This is a genomic window from Nocardioides kribbensis, from assembly GCF_015070375.1.
Classification (GTDB): Bacteria; Actinomycetota; Actinomycetes; order Propionibacteriales; family Nocardioidaceae; genus Nocardioides; species Nocardioides kribbensis.
In genome coordinates this window covers 188,878-206,031 of record NZ_JADCLL010000005.1, presented here as the reverse complement: position 1 = coordinate 206,031, position 17,154 = coordinate 188,878, and the positions used below count along the sequence as shown (strand labels likewise).

At 68.3% G+C, this 17,154-nt stretch carries 15 protein-coding genes; 5 read left to right on the top strand and 10 right to left on the bottom strand.

What is annotated here, in order from left to right; all coding sequences use genetic code 11:
• Positions 1–119: 119 nt before the first annotated feature.
• The 3 genes from IR170_RS12205 to IR170_RS12195 form a co-directional block, all read right to left on the bottom strand.
• Complete coding sequence (locus IR170_RS12205; protein WP_193664418.1) at positions 120–1,076, bottom strand: IS481 family transposase; 957 nt, start codon at positions 1,074–1,076, stop codon at positions 120–122.
• A gap of 271 nt (positions 1,077–1,347) precedes the next feature.
• The gene (locus IR170_RS12200) at positions 1,348–2,169 is read right to left on the bottom strand and encodes an ABC-2 transporter permease (protein WP_193664416.1); all 822 of its coding nucleotides are present in this window, start codon (positions 2,167–2,169) and stop codon (positions 1,348–1,350) included.
• On the bottom strand, positions 2,166–3,065 hold the full coding sequence (locus tag IR170_RS12195) for an ABC transporter ATP-binding protein (protein ID WP_193664414.1): 900 nt from the start codon (positions 3,063–3,065) through the stop codon (positions 2,166–2,168). The genes IR170_RS12200 and IR170_RS12195 overlap by 4 nt, the downstream gene beginning before the upstream one ends.
• Positions 3,066–3,273: 208 nt before the next feature.
• Between IR170_RS12195 and IR170_RS12190 the strand changes: the two genes are divergently transcribed.
• The 4 genes from IR170_RS12190 (at position 3,274) to IR170_RS12175 (ending at position 5,924) form a co-directional block, all read left to right on the top strand.
• Complete coding sequence (locus tag IR170_RS12190; protein WP_193664412.1) at positions 3,274–4,461, top strand: sensor histidine kinase; 1,188 nt, start codon at positions 3,274–3,276, stop codon at positions 4,459–4,461.
• Positions 4,458–5,114 carry a response regulator gene (locus IR170_RS12185; protein WP_193664410.1) on the top strand — a complete coding sequence of 219 codons (657 nt, stop codon included), beginning with the start codon at positions 4,458–4,460 and terminating at the stop codon, positions 5,112–5,114. Before IR170_RS12190 ends, IR170_RS12185 begins: the two co-directional genes overlap by 4 nt.
• Positions 5,115–5,194: 80 nt before the next feature.
• On the top strand, positions 5,195–5,563 hold the full coding sequence (locus IR170_RS12180; RefSeq protein ID WP_193664408.1) for a TetR/AcrR family transcriptional regulator: 369 nt from the start codon (positions 5,195–5,197) through the stop codon (positions 5,561–5,563).
• Position 5,564: 1 nt separating this feature from the next.
• Positions 5,565–5,924, top strand: a complete 360-nt coding sequence (locus IR170_RS12175; protein WP_193664406.1) for a hypothetical protein — start codon at positions 5,565–5,567, stop codon at positions 5,922–5,924.
• Between the two features lie 391 nt (positions 5,925–6,315).
• On the opposite strand, the gene IR170_RS12170 is transcribed toward IR170_RS12175, so the two are convergent.
• The gene (locus tag IR170_RS12170; protein ID WP_193664404.1) at positions 6,316–7,518 is read right to left on the bottom strand and encodes a hypothetical protein; all 1,203 of its coding nucleotides are present in this window, start codon (positions 7,516–7,518) and stop codon (positions 6,316–6,318) included.
• A gap of 151 nt (positions 7,519–7,669) precedes the next feature.
• Positions 7,670–8,215, bottom strand: a complete 546-nt coding sequence (locus IR170_RS12165; RefSeq protein ID WP_193664402.1) for a helix-turn-helix domain-containing protein — start codon at positions 8,213–8,215, stop codon at positions 7,670–7,672.
• A 102-nt stretch (positions 8,216–8,317) separates the two neighbouring features.
• On the opposite strand from IR170_RS12165, the gene IR170_RS12160 reads away from it, so the two are divergent.
• On the top strand, positions 8,318–9,106 hold the full coding sequence (locus tag IR170_RS12160; protein WP_193664400.1) for a hypothetical protein: 789 nt from the start codon (positions 8,318–8,320) through the stop codon (positions 9,104–9,106).
• A gap of 4 nt (positions 9,107–9,110) precedes the next feature.
• Here IR170_RS12160 and IR170_RS12155 read toward each other — a convergent pair whose 3' ends face one another.
• The 5 genes from IR170_RS12155 to IR170_RS12135 form a co-directional block, all read right to left on the bottom strand.
• On the bottom strand, positions 9,111–9,449 hold the full coding sequence (locus IR170_RS12155) for a HepT-like ribonuclease domain-containing protein (protein ID WP_193664398.1): 339 nt from the start codon (positions 9,447–9,449) through the stop codon (positions 9,111–9,113).
• Positions 9,446–9,775 (bottom strand): nucleotidyltransferase family protein, encoded by a 330-nt coding sequence (locus IR170_RS12150; RefSeq protein WP_193664396.1) that lies wholly within the window; start codon positions 9,773–9,775, stop codon positions 9,446–9,448. The genes IR170_RS12155 and IR170_RS12150 overlap by 4 nt, the downstream gene beginning before the upstream one ends.
• 38 nt (positions 9,776–9,813) lie before the next feature.
• Positions 9,814–13,407, bottom strand: a complete 3,594-nt coding sequence (gene mobF, locus IR170_RS12145) for a MobF family relaxase (RefSeq protein ID WP_193664394.1) — start codon at positions 13,405–13,407, stop codon at positions 9,814–9,816.
• A gap of 305 nt (positions 13,408–13,712) precedes the next feature.
• Positions 13,713–14,621, bottom strand: coding sequence for a hypothetical protein (locus IR170_RS12140; protein ID WP_193664392.1), 909 nt, complete (start codon positions 14,619–14,621; stop codon positions 13,713–13,715).
• Between the two features lie 109 nt (positions 14,622–14,730).
• Positions 14,731–16,992: a hypothetical protein gene (locus tag IR170_RS12135; RefSeq protein WP_193664390.1), complete on the bottom strand. Its 2,262-nt coding sequence runs from the start codon at positions 16,990–16,992 to the stop codon at positions 14,731–14,733.
• Between the last annotated feature and the right edge of the window lie 162 nt (positions 16,993–17,154).

The following is a 17,154-nucleotide window of genomic DNA, read 5'->3' as shown; positions in this document are numbered from 1 at the left end:
GCCGCGGCGTCGATCTACAGCAGACGGGCGTTGTTTTCGGTATCGAACCGGTCCAAGATGACCGCACCCAGTTCGATGCCAACCGCCGCCGCGGTTCTAGGTGTACTCGGCAGGGAGGTTCATGACAGTCGGCTGATCGGGGGTAGGCCTCCGATGGCTGAGTGGCGTCGTCGAGTGTTGTAGTAGTCCAGCCAGGGCGCCAGTGCTGTGGCGCGTTCGTCGTTGGTGAGGAAGACCTGGTGGTACGCCCACTCGGTCTGGACGGTTCGGTTGAACCGCTCGACCTTGCCGTTTTGCCATGGACAGTGAGCCTTGATGGTGATGTGCTGGGCGCCGATCGAGTCGATGGCGTCGGCGAAGTCGCGCGAGCGGGTGTCGTTCAGGGCGTTGTCGCTGATCACCTGGCGGATGCTGATGCCATGCTCGGCGAAGAAGTCGGCGGCGCGGGTCAAGAAGGCCGCGCAGGTCGCTCCGGTCTCGTCGGTGAGGATCTCGGCGTAGGCCAGTCGGGTGTGGTCGTCGACCGCGGCGTGGACGTAGTCGTAGCCGACACGGCGTTTGTAGTTGGGGCGCTCGCCGCGACCATGTGCCTTCCATCCGCCGCCGTTGGGGATTCGGCCGATCTTCTTGACGTCCACGTGGACCAGGTCGCCTGGGGTGTCGCGTTCGTAGCGCACTGCGGTGGTCTTGGACGCGCGGATGACCTCGCCGGTCAGCGGGTCACACGTGTGCAGCAGCGGCACCAGGTGTCGACGCAAGATCGGGCCCACGGTGCGCGCGGGGATTCCGAGCTCGGGTCCGATCCAGTCCTGTCCGCGGCGTTCGTCGCGACGCATCTGGAGGACTTGCTGCTCGACCTCGGGTGCGACACGGCGTGGGCAGTGGTGCGGTCGTGAGGATCGGTCGAGCAGGCCGGCCTCGCCTTCGGCGCGGAATCGGGCGATCCAGCGGTGGGCGCACTGGCGCGAGACGCCGAGTTCTTTGGCGACGTGAGCAACAGGTCTGCGGTCGTCAATCACGCGGGAGACGAGCAGACGACGGCCATGCAGAGTCAAACGAGCGTTAGCGTGGGCCACGAGGACCTCCTGGGCGAGCGGATGACTTAGACATCTCCACTAAGCCGGGAGGTTCTCCTCCTTCACAAGACCCGAACCGTCACCAACGTCTCTGCCGAGTACATCTAGCAGTCAGTCGCTAAGCGACACGTCCCTCAGGCGCCGCGCGTCTTAGGGGCGGAGAGACGCACCTTCGCAAAGACCATCACCTGACCGTCAGCCGCGTTTGAGCAACCGCGGTTACTTGGTCATGAGTACGTACAGGACCCACGACAAATGCGGCTCCGGCTGGCTACTTCACCTCTGACCGCCGCAGCGTCACCAGCCCGATGACGAGAGGAAGCCCGATCCACAGCGCGGTGGTCGAGGCCAGCATCGCCCACTCCTCGGCCGTGTCCGTGGCGCCCTCGAAGAGCTGCACCTGCGTGTAGTTCCAGTCGATCCACGGCTGCAGGTCGAGGAACCACTCCCGCACCAGTCCGAGCAGTTCGAGCACCCCGGGCATGACGAGGGAGACCACGAAGTAGCCGACGATCGCCGCGGCGGAGGCTCGCAGGACGACGCCGAGGGTGAAGCCGATGGCCATGCCGACCAGGTTGCCCAGCACGATCTGGGGTGCGGCGGCGAGCGAGACGTCCCAGACGGTGTCGACGCCGGCGAGGGCTGAGCCGGCCAGGTTGCCGACGGCGCCCACGGCGAAGGCGAGCGCCATCGAGACCAGCCCGACCACGAGGGTCGCGAGCGCCTTGGCGCCGATGACCCGTGAGCGGTGGGGCACGAGGGTGAAGGTGGTGAGCCCGCTGCGCTGGCTCCACTCGCTGGTCACCGACAGGATCGCGATCATCGGCAGGATCACCGACATGGGCAGGCCGATCGCGGTCGCGAAGCTGTCGTAGGTGACGGCGTCGTCGGGGGCGAGGACGATGACCGCCCCGGTGGCGAGCACCGCCAGGACGCCGATGCCGACCAGCAGCCAGAAGCCAGAGCGGGTGTCGAACATCTTGCGCAGCTCGATCACCACGAGCCGCCTGGTCGCGACCGGGCGTGCTGGCCTGCGGCCCGGCACGGCTCCTGGGGCGGTCGTGGTGGTGGGGGTGACGGTCGTGGCGCTCATGCCGCGACTCCTTCGCGTTGGGTGGCGGCGGTGAGGGAGAGGAACATGTCCTCGAGCCCGGCGCCCTCGGCGGAGCGGAGCTCGGTGAGGGCGATGCCGGCGGCCAGGGCCACGGCCCCGACCTGGGAGGGGTCGGCGTCGGTGCGCACCGAGCCGTCGCCGGCGAGCGTGCTGGGCAGTCCGGCCAGCTCCAGTGCGTGGGCCAGCTCGCGCGGCGCCGCCGAGCGGGCCAGCGTGCCGGCCGCCGCGAGCAGCTCCTCCTTGGTGCCGGAGGCGACGATCCTGCCCCCGCCGATGACGACCAGGTCGTCGGCGATGACCTCGATCTCGTGCAGCAGGTGCGACGACAGCAGCACGGTGCCGCCGCGGCCGGCGAAGTCGGTCAGCAGGTCGCGCATCCACCGGATGCCCGCGGGGTCGAGCCCGTTGGCGGGCTCGTCGAGGATGAGCACCCGGGGGTCGCCCAGCAGCGCGGCCGCGATGCCAAGGCGCTGGCGCATGCCGAGGGAGTAGTGGCGCACGCGCCGCCTGGCCTCGGCCGGGGTCAGGCTCACCAGCTCCAGCATCTCCGCGACACGGGAGCCGGGCAGGCCCATGGTGGCGGCGGCTATCGCGAGAGTCTCGCGTCCGGTGCGACCGGCGTGCTGCGCGGAGGCGTCGAGGAGCACGCCCACCTCGCGGCCGGGGTTGGGCAGGTCGGCGAAGCGGACGCCGTCGATCGTGGCCGACCCCGAGGTCGGCGCGGTCAGGCCCACCACGACCCGCAGGGTGGTGGACTTGCCGGCCCCGTTGGGCCCGAGGAAGCCGGTGACGCGGCCGGGCCGGGCGGTGAAGGAGACGTCGTCGACGGCGGTGACGCCGGCGTACGTCCTGGTCAGCGACTCAACGGTGATCATGGGCTCGACCCTCACGGTCTGGTGCAGCGGGCATGGTGGCCTCCTGGGACGGTCCGCGCCGGGTGCGCAGGACCAGAGCCCCACCGTGGCGGCGCGCGGGGTCGTGGGGCATCGGCCGTGAGGCCGCGCGTACGTCGTGCCTTCGGCCGGGCGCCGGGTCAGACTTTCGGCCGGTCCCCGCGCGGCGCCGGATCCCTAGGCTGGGCCGGTGAGCAACCCGCTGCGCTCCCTGCTGGAGGAGCCCCGTCCCTCGGCCCCGCCGGCTCGCGTCCGGCGCGATCGGGCGCTCCTGGCGTTCGTGGTGGTCTGCGTCCTGCTGGAGGGAGCGCTGCGTGCCGACCTGGCGACGCCGGTGCTCTCGGTGGTGGTGACGCTCGGGCTCGCGCCTCTGCTGCTGTGGCGACGCACGCACCCCTTCGCGGTGGTGGCGGCGACCTTCGGCACGATCGCGGTCGTCGACCTCGGCCTGCTCGCCGTCGGCGCCCCCGTGCTCGACGTCTACTCGATGCTCTACGTCCTGGTGCTGCCCTACGCGCTCGTCCGGTGGGGCTCGGGGCGCGAGGCGGTGGCCGGTCTGGGCGTCATCCTGGTGCCGGCCACGATGGCGGCGGTGGTCAGCTGGACCGGGCTCGCCGACGCGGTCGGGGGCTACGCCGTGCTGGTCTCCTCCATCGTGCTGGGCTGGGCCGTGCGCTCCCAGCACGGCGCCCGGGAGCGGCGGCTGGCGCAGGCGAAGTCGGAGGAGCGGGTGCTGCTGGCGCGCGAGCTGCACGACACCGTGGCCCACCACGTCTCGGCCATCGCCGTGCAGGCCCAGGCCGGGCGCGCGCTCGCCGCGACCAGCCCCTCCGCGCCGCTGGAGGCGCTGCGGGTGATCGAGGTGGAGGCCTCGCGCACGCTGGCGGAGATGCGGGCCATGGTGGGGGTGCTGCGCAGCGACGCGCCCGTGGCCTACGCCCCGCAGCCCGGCGTCGCCGACCTCGCGCGGCTGGCCGGGGCCTCGCCCGCCGGCCCGCGGGTGGAGGTCGGCGTCTCCGGTGACGTCGCCGGCCTGCCGGCGGCGATCGACGCCGCGGTCTACCGGATCGCGCAGGAGGCGGTGACCAACGCCCTGCGCCACGCCCGCCACGCCACGCGGGTCGACGTACGCCTCACCGGTGACACCTCGACCCTCACCCTCCTCGTGCGAGACGACGGTGACCCCAGCACCACCGACCTCAGCACCACCGACCCCCGCACGACCGACCTCGGCGCCGCCGATGCCACCCCGGCGGGCTTCGGCATCGCCGGCATGACCGAGCGCGCCCAGCTCCTCGGCGGCACCTGCCAGGCGGGCCCCTGCCCGGACCGCGGCTGGGCCGTCACCGCCACCCTGCCGCGACGGGTGCCGGCGTGAGCATCCGCGTGCTGGTCGCCGACGACCAGGACCTCGTGCGCACCGGACTGCGCCTGATCCTCGGCACGCTGGAGGGCATCGAGGTCGTGGGGGAGGCGCGCGACGGTCAGGAGGCCGTACGGCTGGCCCGCGAGCTGCGCCCCGACGTGTGCCTGATGGACATCAGGATGCCCGTGCTCGACGGGGTCGAGGCGACCCGGCTGCTGGCCGGACCGGGTGTCGAGGACCCGGTCGCGGTGGTCGTCATCACCACCTTCGACCTCGACGAGTACGTGCACGGCGCGCTGGCGGCCGGCGCCTCCGGCTTCCTGCTCAAGGACGCCGGACCCGAGCTGCTCGGCGAGGCCGTGCGCGCCGCCACCCGCGGCGACGCCCTCATCTCGCCCAGCATCACCCGCCGGCTGCTGGCGACCTTCGCCGGCACGGGCCGCACGGCGCCTCCCGCCCAGCCGCTCGACGCGCTCACCGAGCGCGAGGAGGAGGTGCTGCTCACCGTCGCCCGGGGGCGCACCAACGCCGAGATCGCCCGCGAGCTCCACATCAGCCTCAGCACCGTGAAGACCCATCTCGGCAGCCTCATGGCCAAGCTCGGCGCCCGCAACCGCGTCGAGCTCGCCCTGTGGGCCCACGAGACCGGTCGGGTCCGGGACTGAGCCCGGCGCGCCCGGCTGCGGCTAGGTCGCCCACCACGGGAATTGTGGAACGATCGGTCATCAATCGGTATCGTGGCGGTGTGGGACGCAACCGCCTCTTCAACGAGGCCGACGTGGTGCAACGGGCCACCCACGCCTTTCTGGTCGCTGGCTACGAGGGGACGTCGGTCGGGGAGCTCGTCACGGCCACCGGACTCCACCGCGGCAGCCTCTACCAGGCTTTCGGCAGCAAGCGCGGACTCTTCCTCGCCTGCCTGCGCCACGTCGTCACGGACCGGAGCGGCGACGTGGCCATGGACCTCGTGCTCGTCGCGCTGCTCGAGCTCGCTCCTCGGGATCCCGAGGTCCGTGGCCTGCTCGCGGACCAGCTGGACCGACGCGGCGTCACTGCCCACGACCTGGGCGCGAGACTCCTCGCCCGGGCCCTCATCCACCCATCGGAGGACTGACGTGCAGAACAACCTCACCCTCGACAGCAGCCGTCTGGTCGTCGAGCCGATCGGGCTGAACAAGCTCTGGGGACTGCGACGCCGGATCGTGGTGCCCACCGATCAGGTGCGCGGGGCGACGTACGACCCTGAGGCCACCCATGCGGGCAAGGGACTGCGCCTCCCGGGTCTCGCGCTTCCCGGGACGAAGTGGGTCGGTACCTTCCTGAAGGACGGGCAGAAGAGCTACTGGAACGTCCGCGCTGGGGGGCAGACCATCGTCGTGGAGCTCGGTGCGCAAGCGCCGTTCACCCGGCTCTTCCTCACGGTCGACGATGCCCGTGCCGTGGTGGACCGCATCAACGCTGTGGCTTCTGCCTGACACCGTTGCTCCGCCGACGAGCCTCGCGCGCGCCGGACGAGTGCTCCGCCGTCGCGTGCCGAGACCGTGGCAGGCGTCGACCTCGCCCGGGGTCGGCGTGGGGCGACCGGTGCCGTCAGGCAGGCAGGTCGGCGCGTGAGAAGGCCCCCGATCCGCAGTGGTGCGGATCGGGGGCCCTCCTGGTGCTGACGACGTGGCTCAGATGTCGTAGTAGAGCTCGAACACCGTAGGGGCTGTTGGCCGGTGTTGGCAATCTCCCGAAAATGCCGTTTGACCTGCGGAAACGCTGATCTGGCGCAATGGTCAACGTTGGCCGATTTCGGCCTCGAACGGATCTCCTGCGGAATCCCTGCGGAATTTGGCGGAGTCGCGACGAACGCAGTACGCCGCCCTACGCCTGGTTGCCGCCTCCGTACTTTCTCCCCAGGCCGACTGCGGTTGCTGCAAAGGCGGCTGTGCCCACGACGGCCGGCCCCTTGTCCTTACTCTGCTGGATCGCCTTCGACCCGAACTCCACAACGGGCGCCAAGGGGCGCGGCTCCCATGCTCGGCGGTCCGCATCGACCCCCAGCAGCCCGAGGAATTCGTGGACATCGGCGGCGACGCTGTTCCCGGCGTTGATGATGAACAGCGACTTGTCGCGGGTCAACGGCAGCCGCTTGTTGGCACGGCCGACCGCTGTATCCATCCGCCCCAGCAGTTCGGCGGTGTGCCCAGTGATGAGCTCGAGGCGATCGGCTCGATCGGCTTCGAGGCCCTCCCGCCGCGCGTTGAGCACCTCCGACGACTCGTCCATCGCCTTGTCGAGTGCCAGCACGTCGAAAGCCTCCTGGAGTTGGAAGGTGTCAGCCAGGACCGCCAACCACTTCAGGACCTCAGGCTTGACGTCCTCGGCGGCCGCGGCGATCCCGCGAACGTTCTTGCGGCTCTCCATCTTTGTGGCGATGGCTTCAAGCTGGAGGAGTGCGTAGCCCTGCACATCTGCCAGCTTCCCCGACGCGTTCTGCACCTCTGACCAGGCGTCGGCCGTGACGCGCCCCTCCCGGTCCCGCATCGTCATCGCCCGCCTGATCTGAAGGCGTGCGCCACGCATGTCCTTCAGGACAGTGTCGTCAACCTTGCCGAGGACCTCATCGACCTTGGTATCGATCCTGTCGAGGTAGGCCACGATCTCGGCCATCGTCTGCTGGCCAGCGATCTGTGCCATGACCCCCGCCACGCCAGAGAGCGCCGCGGGATTGGTGAGCAGCGACCCCATGTTTTGCTCAGTCTGGAGCCAGCTCTTCACTCTGCCGGGCACCCCGATCATGAGGTGACTGACGCCGTCCGTGTCAGTCTCCATGAGACCGTGCTCATTGACGAGTCGGGCGGACTCCTCCGTCAGCTTGATCCAGCGCCCGGAAATGGCGGAAAGCTCAGATGCTGCCTGTGCGATATCGGCGCCGAGACCCAAGAGAGCCTTGACCCGTCGCAGGTCAAAGCCCTGGGACATCGCCCAGACACCTTCGTCGCGCAAGAACTTCTCGACAGCCTTCGGCTCGCCGATGACCGCAAGGCCATCGCCATCGCTGACGAGCTGAATCTCGTTGTCCATCGCCACTTCCTCGGGCTTCTCGGGTCAGGCCAACGGTAGTGGGCACATCCGACGAATCAGGTTGTTTGGCTGCGCTGGTCAGGAGTTGGCGTGCTTGATGACGTCGAACGCCGTGCGCCTGGTGTCCTCGTCGCGACGGACCAGCTCGTGCTCAAACTGGGATCGGCGCATGAACCGTGGCCTCGACGACCGCGGCCCAGTGGCTACGCATCGGCTCAGGCACCTCCATCTCGTTCCAGAGGTCGATCAGCAGCGCGCCGTCGAGGTAGAGGCGCAGGCTTCCTTCGTCGCCGTACGTGAGGAGTCGCTCGTAGACGAGCTTGCGGTCCGCGCGGATGGAGAGGTCCCACCAGAACTTGTCGTTGTCGTCGTCGATGAGGTCGAAGAACTTGATCGTGCGGAAGCATGCGGGGGCTTCCAGGCGCCACAGCCGGTCGGGGACGGTGAACGGGAATCGGAATCCGGGCGGTTCTGGGTGCTCGGTGAAGCTCACCCGCGGCTGGAGCGCGATGTTCCAGCCGGCGACGTTCACGATTCGCTCCGCGACGGCGAGGCCCGGGCTCTTCTTGCCCCGTTCATAAGCCGACAGCGTTGGTTGTGAGGTGCCAGCGAGGGCCGCGAGCTCGGCCTGGCCGAGTCCGCTCGCGAGACGCGCCTCCTCGATGACCGTCCTCGGCTGGGGTCTCCAGTTGGTCACACCTGCATCGTACATATCTACCCAGATCTAAATTCCACGATCTGGGGACACTCGCACACCTACCTGTCACCCAACCCGGGGCGGACAGGAAGGAGCAGCGTGATGAGCGTTGCCAAGTGCCTGGGCGTTGACGACATCAACGCCCCGAATATGCGAGAACTACGAGCCGAGTGGCCGCAATGGAGGCAGGTGTCGAACGAGCTGCCGGACGTCGCCGACCTGAAGGACCTGCCGCGCTGGATGCAGGACGCCGAGCCGACCCGACGCGACCAAGTGCTGGCGGCTCTCCGGAGGATTGCCGAGGGGGACCGACGGGCGTACGTCGCGCTCGCGTGGCTCCTGATGCCAGGTGCCGCGCGAGTCGCCGGCCGCATAAGCCGCCTGGCTGAGGAGATCGACGCGGTCGTGGCTGGCCAACTCTGGGTCCAGATCTGCGAACACGATCCCGCAGACGACAGGTACGTCGCGAAGAAGATCCTCGATCGGGTCTACCGGGAGTCGATGGCCGAGCTCGGCGTCGGCGATCTTGCCAAGCGTCGTGATGAGGCGTGGGCGATGACGGTGCTGGTCGACGCCTTCGATGAGTCCATCCCGGCCGGACCCGCGGACGACGAGGTGGCGGGCAGGAAGGTCCTGGCCGATCTGCTCCAGCGCGGGATCGACTCGGGCAAGCTGGCGCAGGGCGATCGCGACCTTCTGCTCGACCTGGCGCACGCGGCCGAGCAGATCGACGCACCGGGCCGGCGCGGTCGAGGTGGGCTGATGACGCCGTCGGTCACGCAACTGGTGGAGGAAGTCCATGGGATGTCTTCCCGCTCGATCCGTCGTCACGCAGCCGGTGCCATCAAGGCAATGCGGGAGGAGGCCGAGCGCGGGCACCTGGCGATGTGAGCCGTCAGCCGTGCGGCGGCAGGAGGCCCTTCAAGCGCTCGACGGCGTCCGCGAGAGGCGCCAGGCGCTTGTCGATCGTGAGCTGGATGATCTCGGGATTCGTCGCGAAGTAGTGGTGAGCGAGGAAGTCGCGCATGCCCGCGATGTCGCTCCACTGGATGTCGGGCTCCGTCGCTGTCAGCTCGGGACTGAGTCCCTTCACCGCTTCGCCGATCTCCAGGAGTCGCATAGCGACGGCGTCCATGACGATCTCAACAGAGATCGGGCCATGTTGGAGGTGGGAGCGGATCGACGTGATGGCCGTGGCGATGTCATCGAGGCGGTCGGCGTCGGGGCGGCTCACAGTGGCAGCAAGTCCTTCGCGGCGCGTGAGCGCACGCGCTCCTTGAGGCCGTTGCGCGGCACCAAGTCGACGGGCACACCGAGCACGTCTTCCAGTTCGCGCTTGATGCCGATGATGTCGATGATGTCGGTCCCGGCCGGGAAGTCGACAAGCAGGTCGACGTCGCTGTCTTCGCGGTCGTCGCCCCGGGCGGCGCTGCCGAAGATCTCGGGGTTCGTGACGCCATGGCGGCGCAACACCTCGAGCAGCTCACCACGACGGGCGGCCACACGCTGGCCCGTGGGGCCGCTGAGCGGCTTTCGGGCAGGCGCTGCTGTCTCGGACATGGGCCTATCGTATCTGCCGCGTTGAGGCTTTCGCCGATCTACAGCCCCAGCGACGGGCCGGACTGACGCTGGCTCGGACGCGGGAAGGGCTCGATCGACGGCACCGCCCGGCGCTGCCTCCGCGGCGTGGCGAGGTCCCTGACCCGGAAGGACAGCGCGGCGGTCGGGTGGTCGATCGGCAGCGGCTTCCGTGCGGCGGCGAGGTGGAGGAGGCGCCCGGCGTCGATGCCCTTGCGGGCAAGATGGTCGAGGTACTTCGCAAGCTCTCCGGTCTGCTCGTCACGCCTGCCGACGTACTCAACGATGCGGTCGGCCCAGACCTTCACGGCCTCGCCGTAGCCGGCGTTGATCCGGCCGTTGAGGTTGCGGTGGTACGCCACTTCCCGGTCGTCGTGCGGTACGGGCCCGGCCATCGTTCGCTCGTCGGCGGGTACGCCGGAGGCTGCTCGCCAGACGGCCAGTTCGCGCCTGAGTTCCGGGGTGAGGATGTCGTCGTACTTCGCCGTCCACTCCGGCAGCACGGGATCCTCGGCGACCTCGGCGGCGAGCGACGAGACTCGGCGGGACCGGGCGGCGAGGTACGGGCCCCATGCCGAGTGCGACGCCGCCTCGGAAAGGATGCCGGCGAGCCAGGGGAGCGGGCCAGGCTCGGCGAGGTCGGGATTGGCTCGCATCTGGGACGTTGCGAGCGCAACTGCGTCCGCGTATCGAGCGACGGCGTCCTGCAACTGCGCGGCGGGCGACGTGGCACGGGCCTGTGTCGACGTGGCGGAGACGGCGGCTCCGTCGCGGGCGAGGATGCCTTCGAGCACCTCGGCCGCCGTCATCGCCCGCTCGACCGTCGGCGACGGCAGCGCGTGCGTCGGCTCGTCGGAGAGCACGATGTGGGCGTGGTTCTCGACCCGGCCGCGCGTGAGCATCGTGTAGAGCATCTGTCGGTCCTCGGTGCCGGTGACGATCCCGTGGACGACGTCGGTGGTGATGCCCTGGGCGGTGTGAACGGTCGAGGCGTAGCCGAGCTCGACATGCTGGCTCACGTACGCGGCGGGCAGCGTTGCGTGCAGCCGCGACGTGGCGTGCCGCACCATCAGGGCGTCGTCGGCGCGTACGTCGGTGACGATCCAGCGGTCGCCGTTCTTCACCCAGTCGGTGCCGCTGACCCCGAGCCGTCGGTCGTTGCGTCGGCTGATCACCACGTCCCCGCGGTGCGCCGAGCAGCCGTCGGCGAGACCGACCGACCCGCCCACAACACCGCGCGATGCCTGCGCGCGAAGGTTCAGCTCACGCACCAGCTCGCGGGTCGGCGCGAGCATCGTGCAGTCGCGCCCACCGGCACGTTCCCGTGACCACGCTTCGAAGACGTCGTCGAGGCACGACGCCACGTCGCCGACGTGGACGCGGTCGTTGTCCAGGTAGAAACCCAGCGCGACCCGGTCGCCATCGCGAAGAGCCAGCGACGCCTCACCTTCGGCGCGGTCGGTGAACCGCACCAGCTCGTCGAGCCGAATGACACCGTGGGTGGCGGCGATGTCGCGCAGCAGTCCACCCGCGCCAATGGCGGCGAGCTGACGGTCGTCGCCGATCAGCCGCACCGACGCTCCCCGCGCCACCGCGAGCTCGACGACGGACGCCAGGGTGAGGGTGTCGGCCATACCGGCCTCGTCGATCACGACGAGCGTGCCCGGCCCGATCGAGCCGACAAGGTCGGAGGCGGGGACGTGGGCAAGGTCGTGGGTGAGCTTGGCCAGCGTCTCGCACGGCATCCCGGTCGCCTCGGCGAGAGCGGCGGCAGCCGCCGCAGACGGCGCGAGCCCGAGCACGCTGCAGCCGCCCTCGGTCCACACACTCGCCAGGACTTGCATCGCGGTGGTCTTGCCCGACCCGGCCGGAGCCAGCGCGAGCTGCACCCGCGCTCCTCTGGTGGCCATCGCGGACACGAGCACCTCCTGGCCACGGTTGAGCCGTACGCCGTCAAGTCCGGAGGCCAGCACCGACAGCTCGACCTTATCGGCCGACCACGCCAGCCCGTCGTACCGTCCAGCAAGAGCGACGATGCGCTGCTCGGCCTCCAGCACGCTGCGGCTGGTGTAGTGGTCGCGGCCGGTGTGCCGGTAGACGCTGGTGCCGTCCGAGCGCCGCAGCCCGGTGGGCTCAGGGATCGGGTCTACGTCGGGGGTGAGGTTGACCGACAACCGGCCGAGGGCGTCCTCGACGATCCACTCGACGACCTCGGCCACTCGATCAGCCGGTACGGCGACCTCGCGCACCTGCCGCTGCGCCTCGGCCCGTAAGTGCCAGACCTGCCACGTCGCCCGCCGCGACTCCACCTCCGCGATCACCCGCCCCGCTGCCTCGCGAATCCAGGACGCCGTCACGGACCGTTGAGCCGCGGCGCGGGGGAGCGAGGACACCATGTCGTCGATCGACCTCGCCGAGCCCAGCACCTCAACCGCCTCGGCCCGCCACGTCGTCCGCTGCTCGGCTTCCGACCTCGGCTCGTGCTTGGCCTCCCGGGTCTCCAGGTTCGCCTGCTGAGCCAGCGCCACCGCCTCCACTGGCGTCGGCGGCCGACCATGCGCCCGCTTGAACTCCCGCGCCAGCTCCCGCTGCCGTGCCGTGATCGCCTTGCGCCGCTCCGACCACCGCTCACACAGGTCGGCAGGAACTCCGTCGATCTCCCGTACCGGCCGCTTGTCCCGCGCGCCACCCGACCGCTCGACGAACACCACCCCGAGCGCATCGACCAGCCGCCGCTCCAACGCGGTGTTGTAGGTCTCCGACGCGGCCACGACGTGCTCGTGCAGCACCGTGCCGTAGATCGACAGCCACTTGCCCGAGCGCGTCTGCACCTTGTTGGCGACGGCGACGTGGGTGTGCAGGTCGGGGTCGCCGGCCCGGGAGTCGCGGTGGGTGAACGCGGTCGCGACCAGCCCGCGGGTCTCGACCTGCCGGGCACCGTTTCGCCCCTCGCGGGTGAAGACCGCCTCGCGCTCGATGAAGGCAAGCGCATCGCGGACGGCAGCATCGTGTGCCTCCTCGATCGCCCGGGCGAGGTCGGCAGGTGCAACGGCCCACAGCGCGGACACCGACTTCACCGGCGAGAACGTCAGGTCGAACCCGGCCACCGCCGTCTGTCGTGGCCGGGAGTAGCGAGCCAACGCATCCGACAGCTCCCGTGCAGAATTCGGCTCTCGACCGTGGTCGGCGACGAACCGCTCACGCGCGACCTCGGAGCGCACCCGGGCGACCACGTCGTACGGCGGCACCCCGGTGGTTGAGCCGCCCTCGGTGGTTGAGCTTGTCGAAACCCGAATCCGCCGGGCGACCTCGGCGTTGAACCCGTCGACGCCGGTGTTGTCGTAGGTCTTGTACGCCGCCCCGAGCGGGTCGCCCGTGAGCGGGTGCGACCCGGTGCCGAACAGGTGCTTCATCTGGTTGGCTGTGACCACGTCGCCGGTCTCCAGGCCGTCGATGCCGACGAGTCCGGAGCCGGCCCAGCGCCCGGGCGACTCGCCCTTCCCCGAGTAGTAGTCGGCCAGGGGAGTGGCGCCCTTCTCCGTCGAGTCGAGCGCGGCGACCTGTCGGGTCAGGTACTCATACCCCGACCCCGCCGAGAGCTTGTGAAGCGTCATGGTCACATCCCAAAGGGACGCGCGCAGAACGCGAGTGGCCACCGCCCGAGCTGTGGATGAAAGAGGTGTGTGGGGAGGAGGAGAGCGTGGTGATGGACCGGGGAGGCGAGGAAGGAGAGAGAGGGACGGAGGGAGGGCGAGAGGGATGGGGAGGGAGAAGGGAAGGGAAAGGGCGGAAGGGGGAAGGAAGGCGGAGGTCAGGTGAGACGCGCGTGAGGTCGAAGGTGAACCAGTCCGCGCCGACGGACAAGGGAGCGACACTTCCGCGACAGACGAGCGTGCCGGCCGTCGGGAAGTTCGGGTGGCTAGTCCTCGTCGGGCGAGGCAGACCGACGCTTCGCGTATTTCGGAAAGAAGTATGTGTTGTGCGCTTGCTCCACGGTCAGCGAACCCCTTCGGATGTCGTGCATCGCCGCCGTGAGGTCCTGGGGAGCCGGCACTCCTGAGAGCGAGAACGTGAACGCATCGGAACCGTAGAGCGATTCGTTACTCGTGAACTGATTGAGAAACGCGACCGAGTCCTGGACCGCCTCCGCCCAGAATCGAACGAACCGGAGTCGCCGGAAGGCCATGTACGGAGAGGTGACCAACTCAGAGAAGGTTCCGCGACCGTCCCATCCGATGGGTGCCGTGGTCGCAGCAACGGCGAGGTTCTGCGTTTCTACAACCTTGGAGAACGAGTAACCCTCCCATGACAGCCGGTCGACATCTGCCCCGATCACCTTGGTGGCATCGACTTGCCTGAGTTCTCGGACTGCGTGCGCCCAGTGGCCGAGGTTCGGACTCCGAAGGCGAAGTCGATGAACGCGGGATCCCGGGATGATCACCGCTGGTTGGCCAGCATCAGGTGACACTTGGGAGAGACCGGAACGCATCTGTCTCACCGACCAGTTGGGGATGAACCCCAGGGTCGGTAGGGATTCGCTCTGCCCCTCGGAGGGTCCTGGCCGGCCGAAACGACGCGACTTCGCACGGTTTACCTGCTCGGGGAGTGAGTGCAGCTCCAGAAGCAAGTCCCTGCCGCCCGTTGACTCCTCAAGTAGGCCATCGACAAAATCGCAAAGGATGGCGGCCGGGTCGCGGTCGTAGCCCGTGTGGTTGAAGTCGTTCAGCAGGGCGAACATCACCTCGGATGCTCGGGACCACTCGGCACCCACTGGAGCCAACGAAATCTCGTAGGCGTAGCGCTGTTTCCGGAGATCGTCCTTGAGCATGCCTGTGTAGAAGCCGCCGCGCTCAAAGCTGGACCGTCTCCGAGCGAGGTGTTCTGCCTGATACAGACTCCAGGGATGTGCGCTGAGTCTTGGCTGAGGGCTCTCGCCGCTACGCATCGCTATCCTCCTCGTCGATGTCGAGTAGGCGGAGATACTGCTCGATCTCAGTCGGCGCTTCGGCACCTGCGGAAATCGCGCGCGGGCGCAGCCAGCGTGCGTAGAACATCCCCTCAAAGTGGCCAGATCGCACCGACCTCAGGATCCTCGTCGCTTCCTCCGTTAGGGACTCTGGCTGCGGGTCGTCGTCATACCCGAACCCGCCGAGATCGAAGAGTCCTCTCGGCACGCCCAACTCATCGAGAGTCTGGTTGGCGCGGATCTCGATGTTCGAGCGCTCGATGCCGCCCGGGGTGAGTGCGAATAGTGCCGACTCTGAGGACAAGGTTGCCGCCGCCCGCCCCAACAGCTGTGTAGGCCGCTCGGCGTCCGTGAAGAGCCCGACCCAAAGCGACTCGAACGGGGCGAAGATCGCGGGCTCTCGCGTGACCTCGGACATGGTGAGAGCGATGCCGCACAGTTGGAGGAACCTGACGTAGGGCTCCGCGACGTAGGAGTTGATCACGCTCCGGTCGTGACGGCGAACCGTTGCGAGCAGGCGCTGGGTCGCGACATCTCCGGCCCAGTAGAGGAGCCCCACCTTCTGACGCAGTTCGTTTGGGTCGCCAGGTTCGCGCGTGAGTACTTGTCTCAGGACGTTCTCGTGGGCTCGGTAGTAGGCCCACCCGAAGTGATCTGGCCGGTCGGAATCAGGGGCCGAGTCGACGGTCGCCGCGAGACGTGCAACCGGCAGTTCCAGTCGTTCTGTGAGCGACACTGCGCGTCTGTCAACGGCGGCCGTATCGGTGTCGGGCCAGCGATCGTCCTTCTCGATGTGAACGGATTCGCACGCGTCTAGGAGTTGGCGTTCGAAGCGAAGCATCGTCCCGAGCTTCTCCGTCAGCTCCGTCGCGCGGCTGAGCGCGGACCCAGCTGCCCAAGACCGGGTTCCTCCGATCTCGATAACCCACGGCCAGATTTCGTTCTCCAGGAACGAAACGAGGTGCTCCACTTCATCGATTGCTTCGGTGGCCAACGCTCGAGAGACGAGCTGAGTCAGCGCGCTATCCGGGGTCACGCGTTCGCCCTCGATGTCGACTTCAGTTTCGAGTGCCTCGCGGAGATTGGCGGTGATCTCAAGGACCAACTTTCCTGCGACGATGCGCTTTGAGGCGTCGGCAACGAGCGCGCCCACGCCCGGTATCAACTGGCGCATGCGTTCGTAGTAGTCCATGTATCCGAGGCAGGCACTGAGCAACTCCAAGAGGACATGGTCGACGAGATTGTGTGCACTTGCCTCGCCGGGGAGCGCAAAGTGCTGCTCTCGTGACAGACGTGACCCAGGCTGCCCAGCCTCGCGCGAGACGTCTATGGCTCCCTGCTCCCGCGTGTATTCGCCCACTGACGCCATGGCAGCGAACGTCGTCGAGGTCAGCCACAGTCGAAGTTCTTCGAACTGTCCCCTACTTGCGAGGGCTCGCGACAGGGGCGGTAACCCACGGAGGGCGCTCTCGATTGATCGCAGATCTCGGCCAGCCAACAGACGCTCGGCGAAGTCGGCGACCCACCGCTCGAACCACAGGTCGTCCACGACCTCTGTGCCAACGAGCGTGGTGCCCGTCGCCAAGGCGACGCTCACCTCCGAATGGGACGACAAGAACCAGTCCTTCGACTGGGTACGCGTCGGGTTCCATCCAGGAAGGGTTCGTATCGTGTGCTTGCGCTGGGAGTAGGACTCCCAGATGAGCAGGAGGTTCATTGCGGCGGACTTGACCCGGGGGTCGTAGCTAGCAGAGATTCCGCGATCCCCGGCCCTCTCGTACTCCCTGTCGAGAATGAGAGTGACCAAGTCGCTGAGCGTCTCCAGATTGCTTCGGATGCGGGCATTGGCTCGCCGCACCGCAACGGGCGAAGGAGCCTTGCGCTTACCGAGTTTGTAGGCGCGGTGCACCCAGCGATTGAGGTCGCGCTGAATCTGGGGAAATAGAGACGTCGGCTCCAGCAGCACGAACAACGTGATCCAAATGCGTCCGAAGGAGAGCACGACGAGCGCGGCGGACAGACCTGCGGCCACCAGCGTCAGGTGGGTTGCCGTTCGGCCGATAACAGGGAGTGCCAGGACCATCGCGATGTACACAACGGCCGGAGTGAAGAAGGCCGCGTACCAGCGTGACTCAGGCTGGCGAACGATCTGATCTCGCAGGTTTTTTGTCGCATCCTTATATGTGGTCGAGACAACGAAGGTGACCGTTGCAAAGTAGACCGCGACGAACACCCCGGCCACTCCGATTGCCGCTGTTGGCAAGGCGGCTGAATCGAAAGTGTGTGGAACACGCGACGTGAGCCACGCCGAACTCTGCTCGATCCAGTTGGGGAGTGAGCTGAGCCAGCCTGGTCGGTGTCCATTGGCATGAGCGACCGCTTGTGTAAGCACCAG

Excerpts from the sequence above, each read along its gene's own strand:
- IR170_RS12170 (WP_193664404.1), bottom strand. The coding sequence starts at position 7,518 with ATGGACAACGAGATTCAGCTCGTCAGCGATGGCGATGGCCTTGCGGTC.
- IR170_RS12150 (WP_193664396.1), bottom strand. The coding sequence starts at position 9,775 with ATGTCCGAGACAGCAGCGCCTGCCCGAAAGCCGCTCAGCGGCCCCACG.
- IR170_RS12195 (WP_193664414.1), bottom strand. The coding sequence starts at position 3,065 with ATGATCACCGTTGAGTCGCTGACCAGGACGTACGCCGGCGTCACCGCC.
- IR170_RS12160 (WP_193664400.1), top strand. The coding sequence starts at position 8,318 with ATGAGCGTTGCCAAGTGCCTGGGCGTTGACGACATCAACGCCCCGAAT.
- mobF (WP_193664394.1), bottom strand. The coding sequence starts at position 13,407 with ATGACGCTTCACAAGCTCTCGGCGGGGTCGGGGTATGAGTACCTGACC.
- IR170_RS12200 (WP_193664416.1), bottom strand. The coding sequence starts at position 2,169 with ATGAGCGCCACGACCGTCACCCCCACCACCACGACCGCCCCAGGAGCC.
- IR170_RS12140 (WP_193664392.1), bottom strand. The coding sequence starts at position 14,621 with ATGCTCAAGGACGATCTCCGGAAACAGCGCTACGCCTACGAGATTTCG.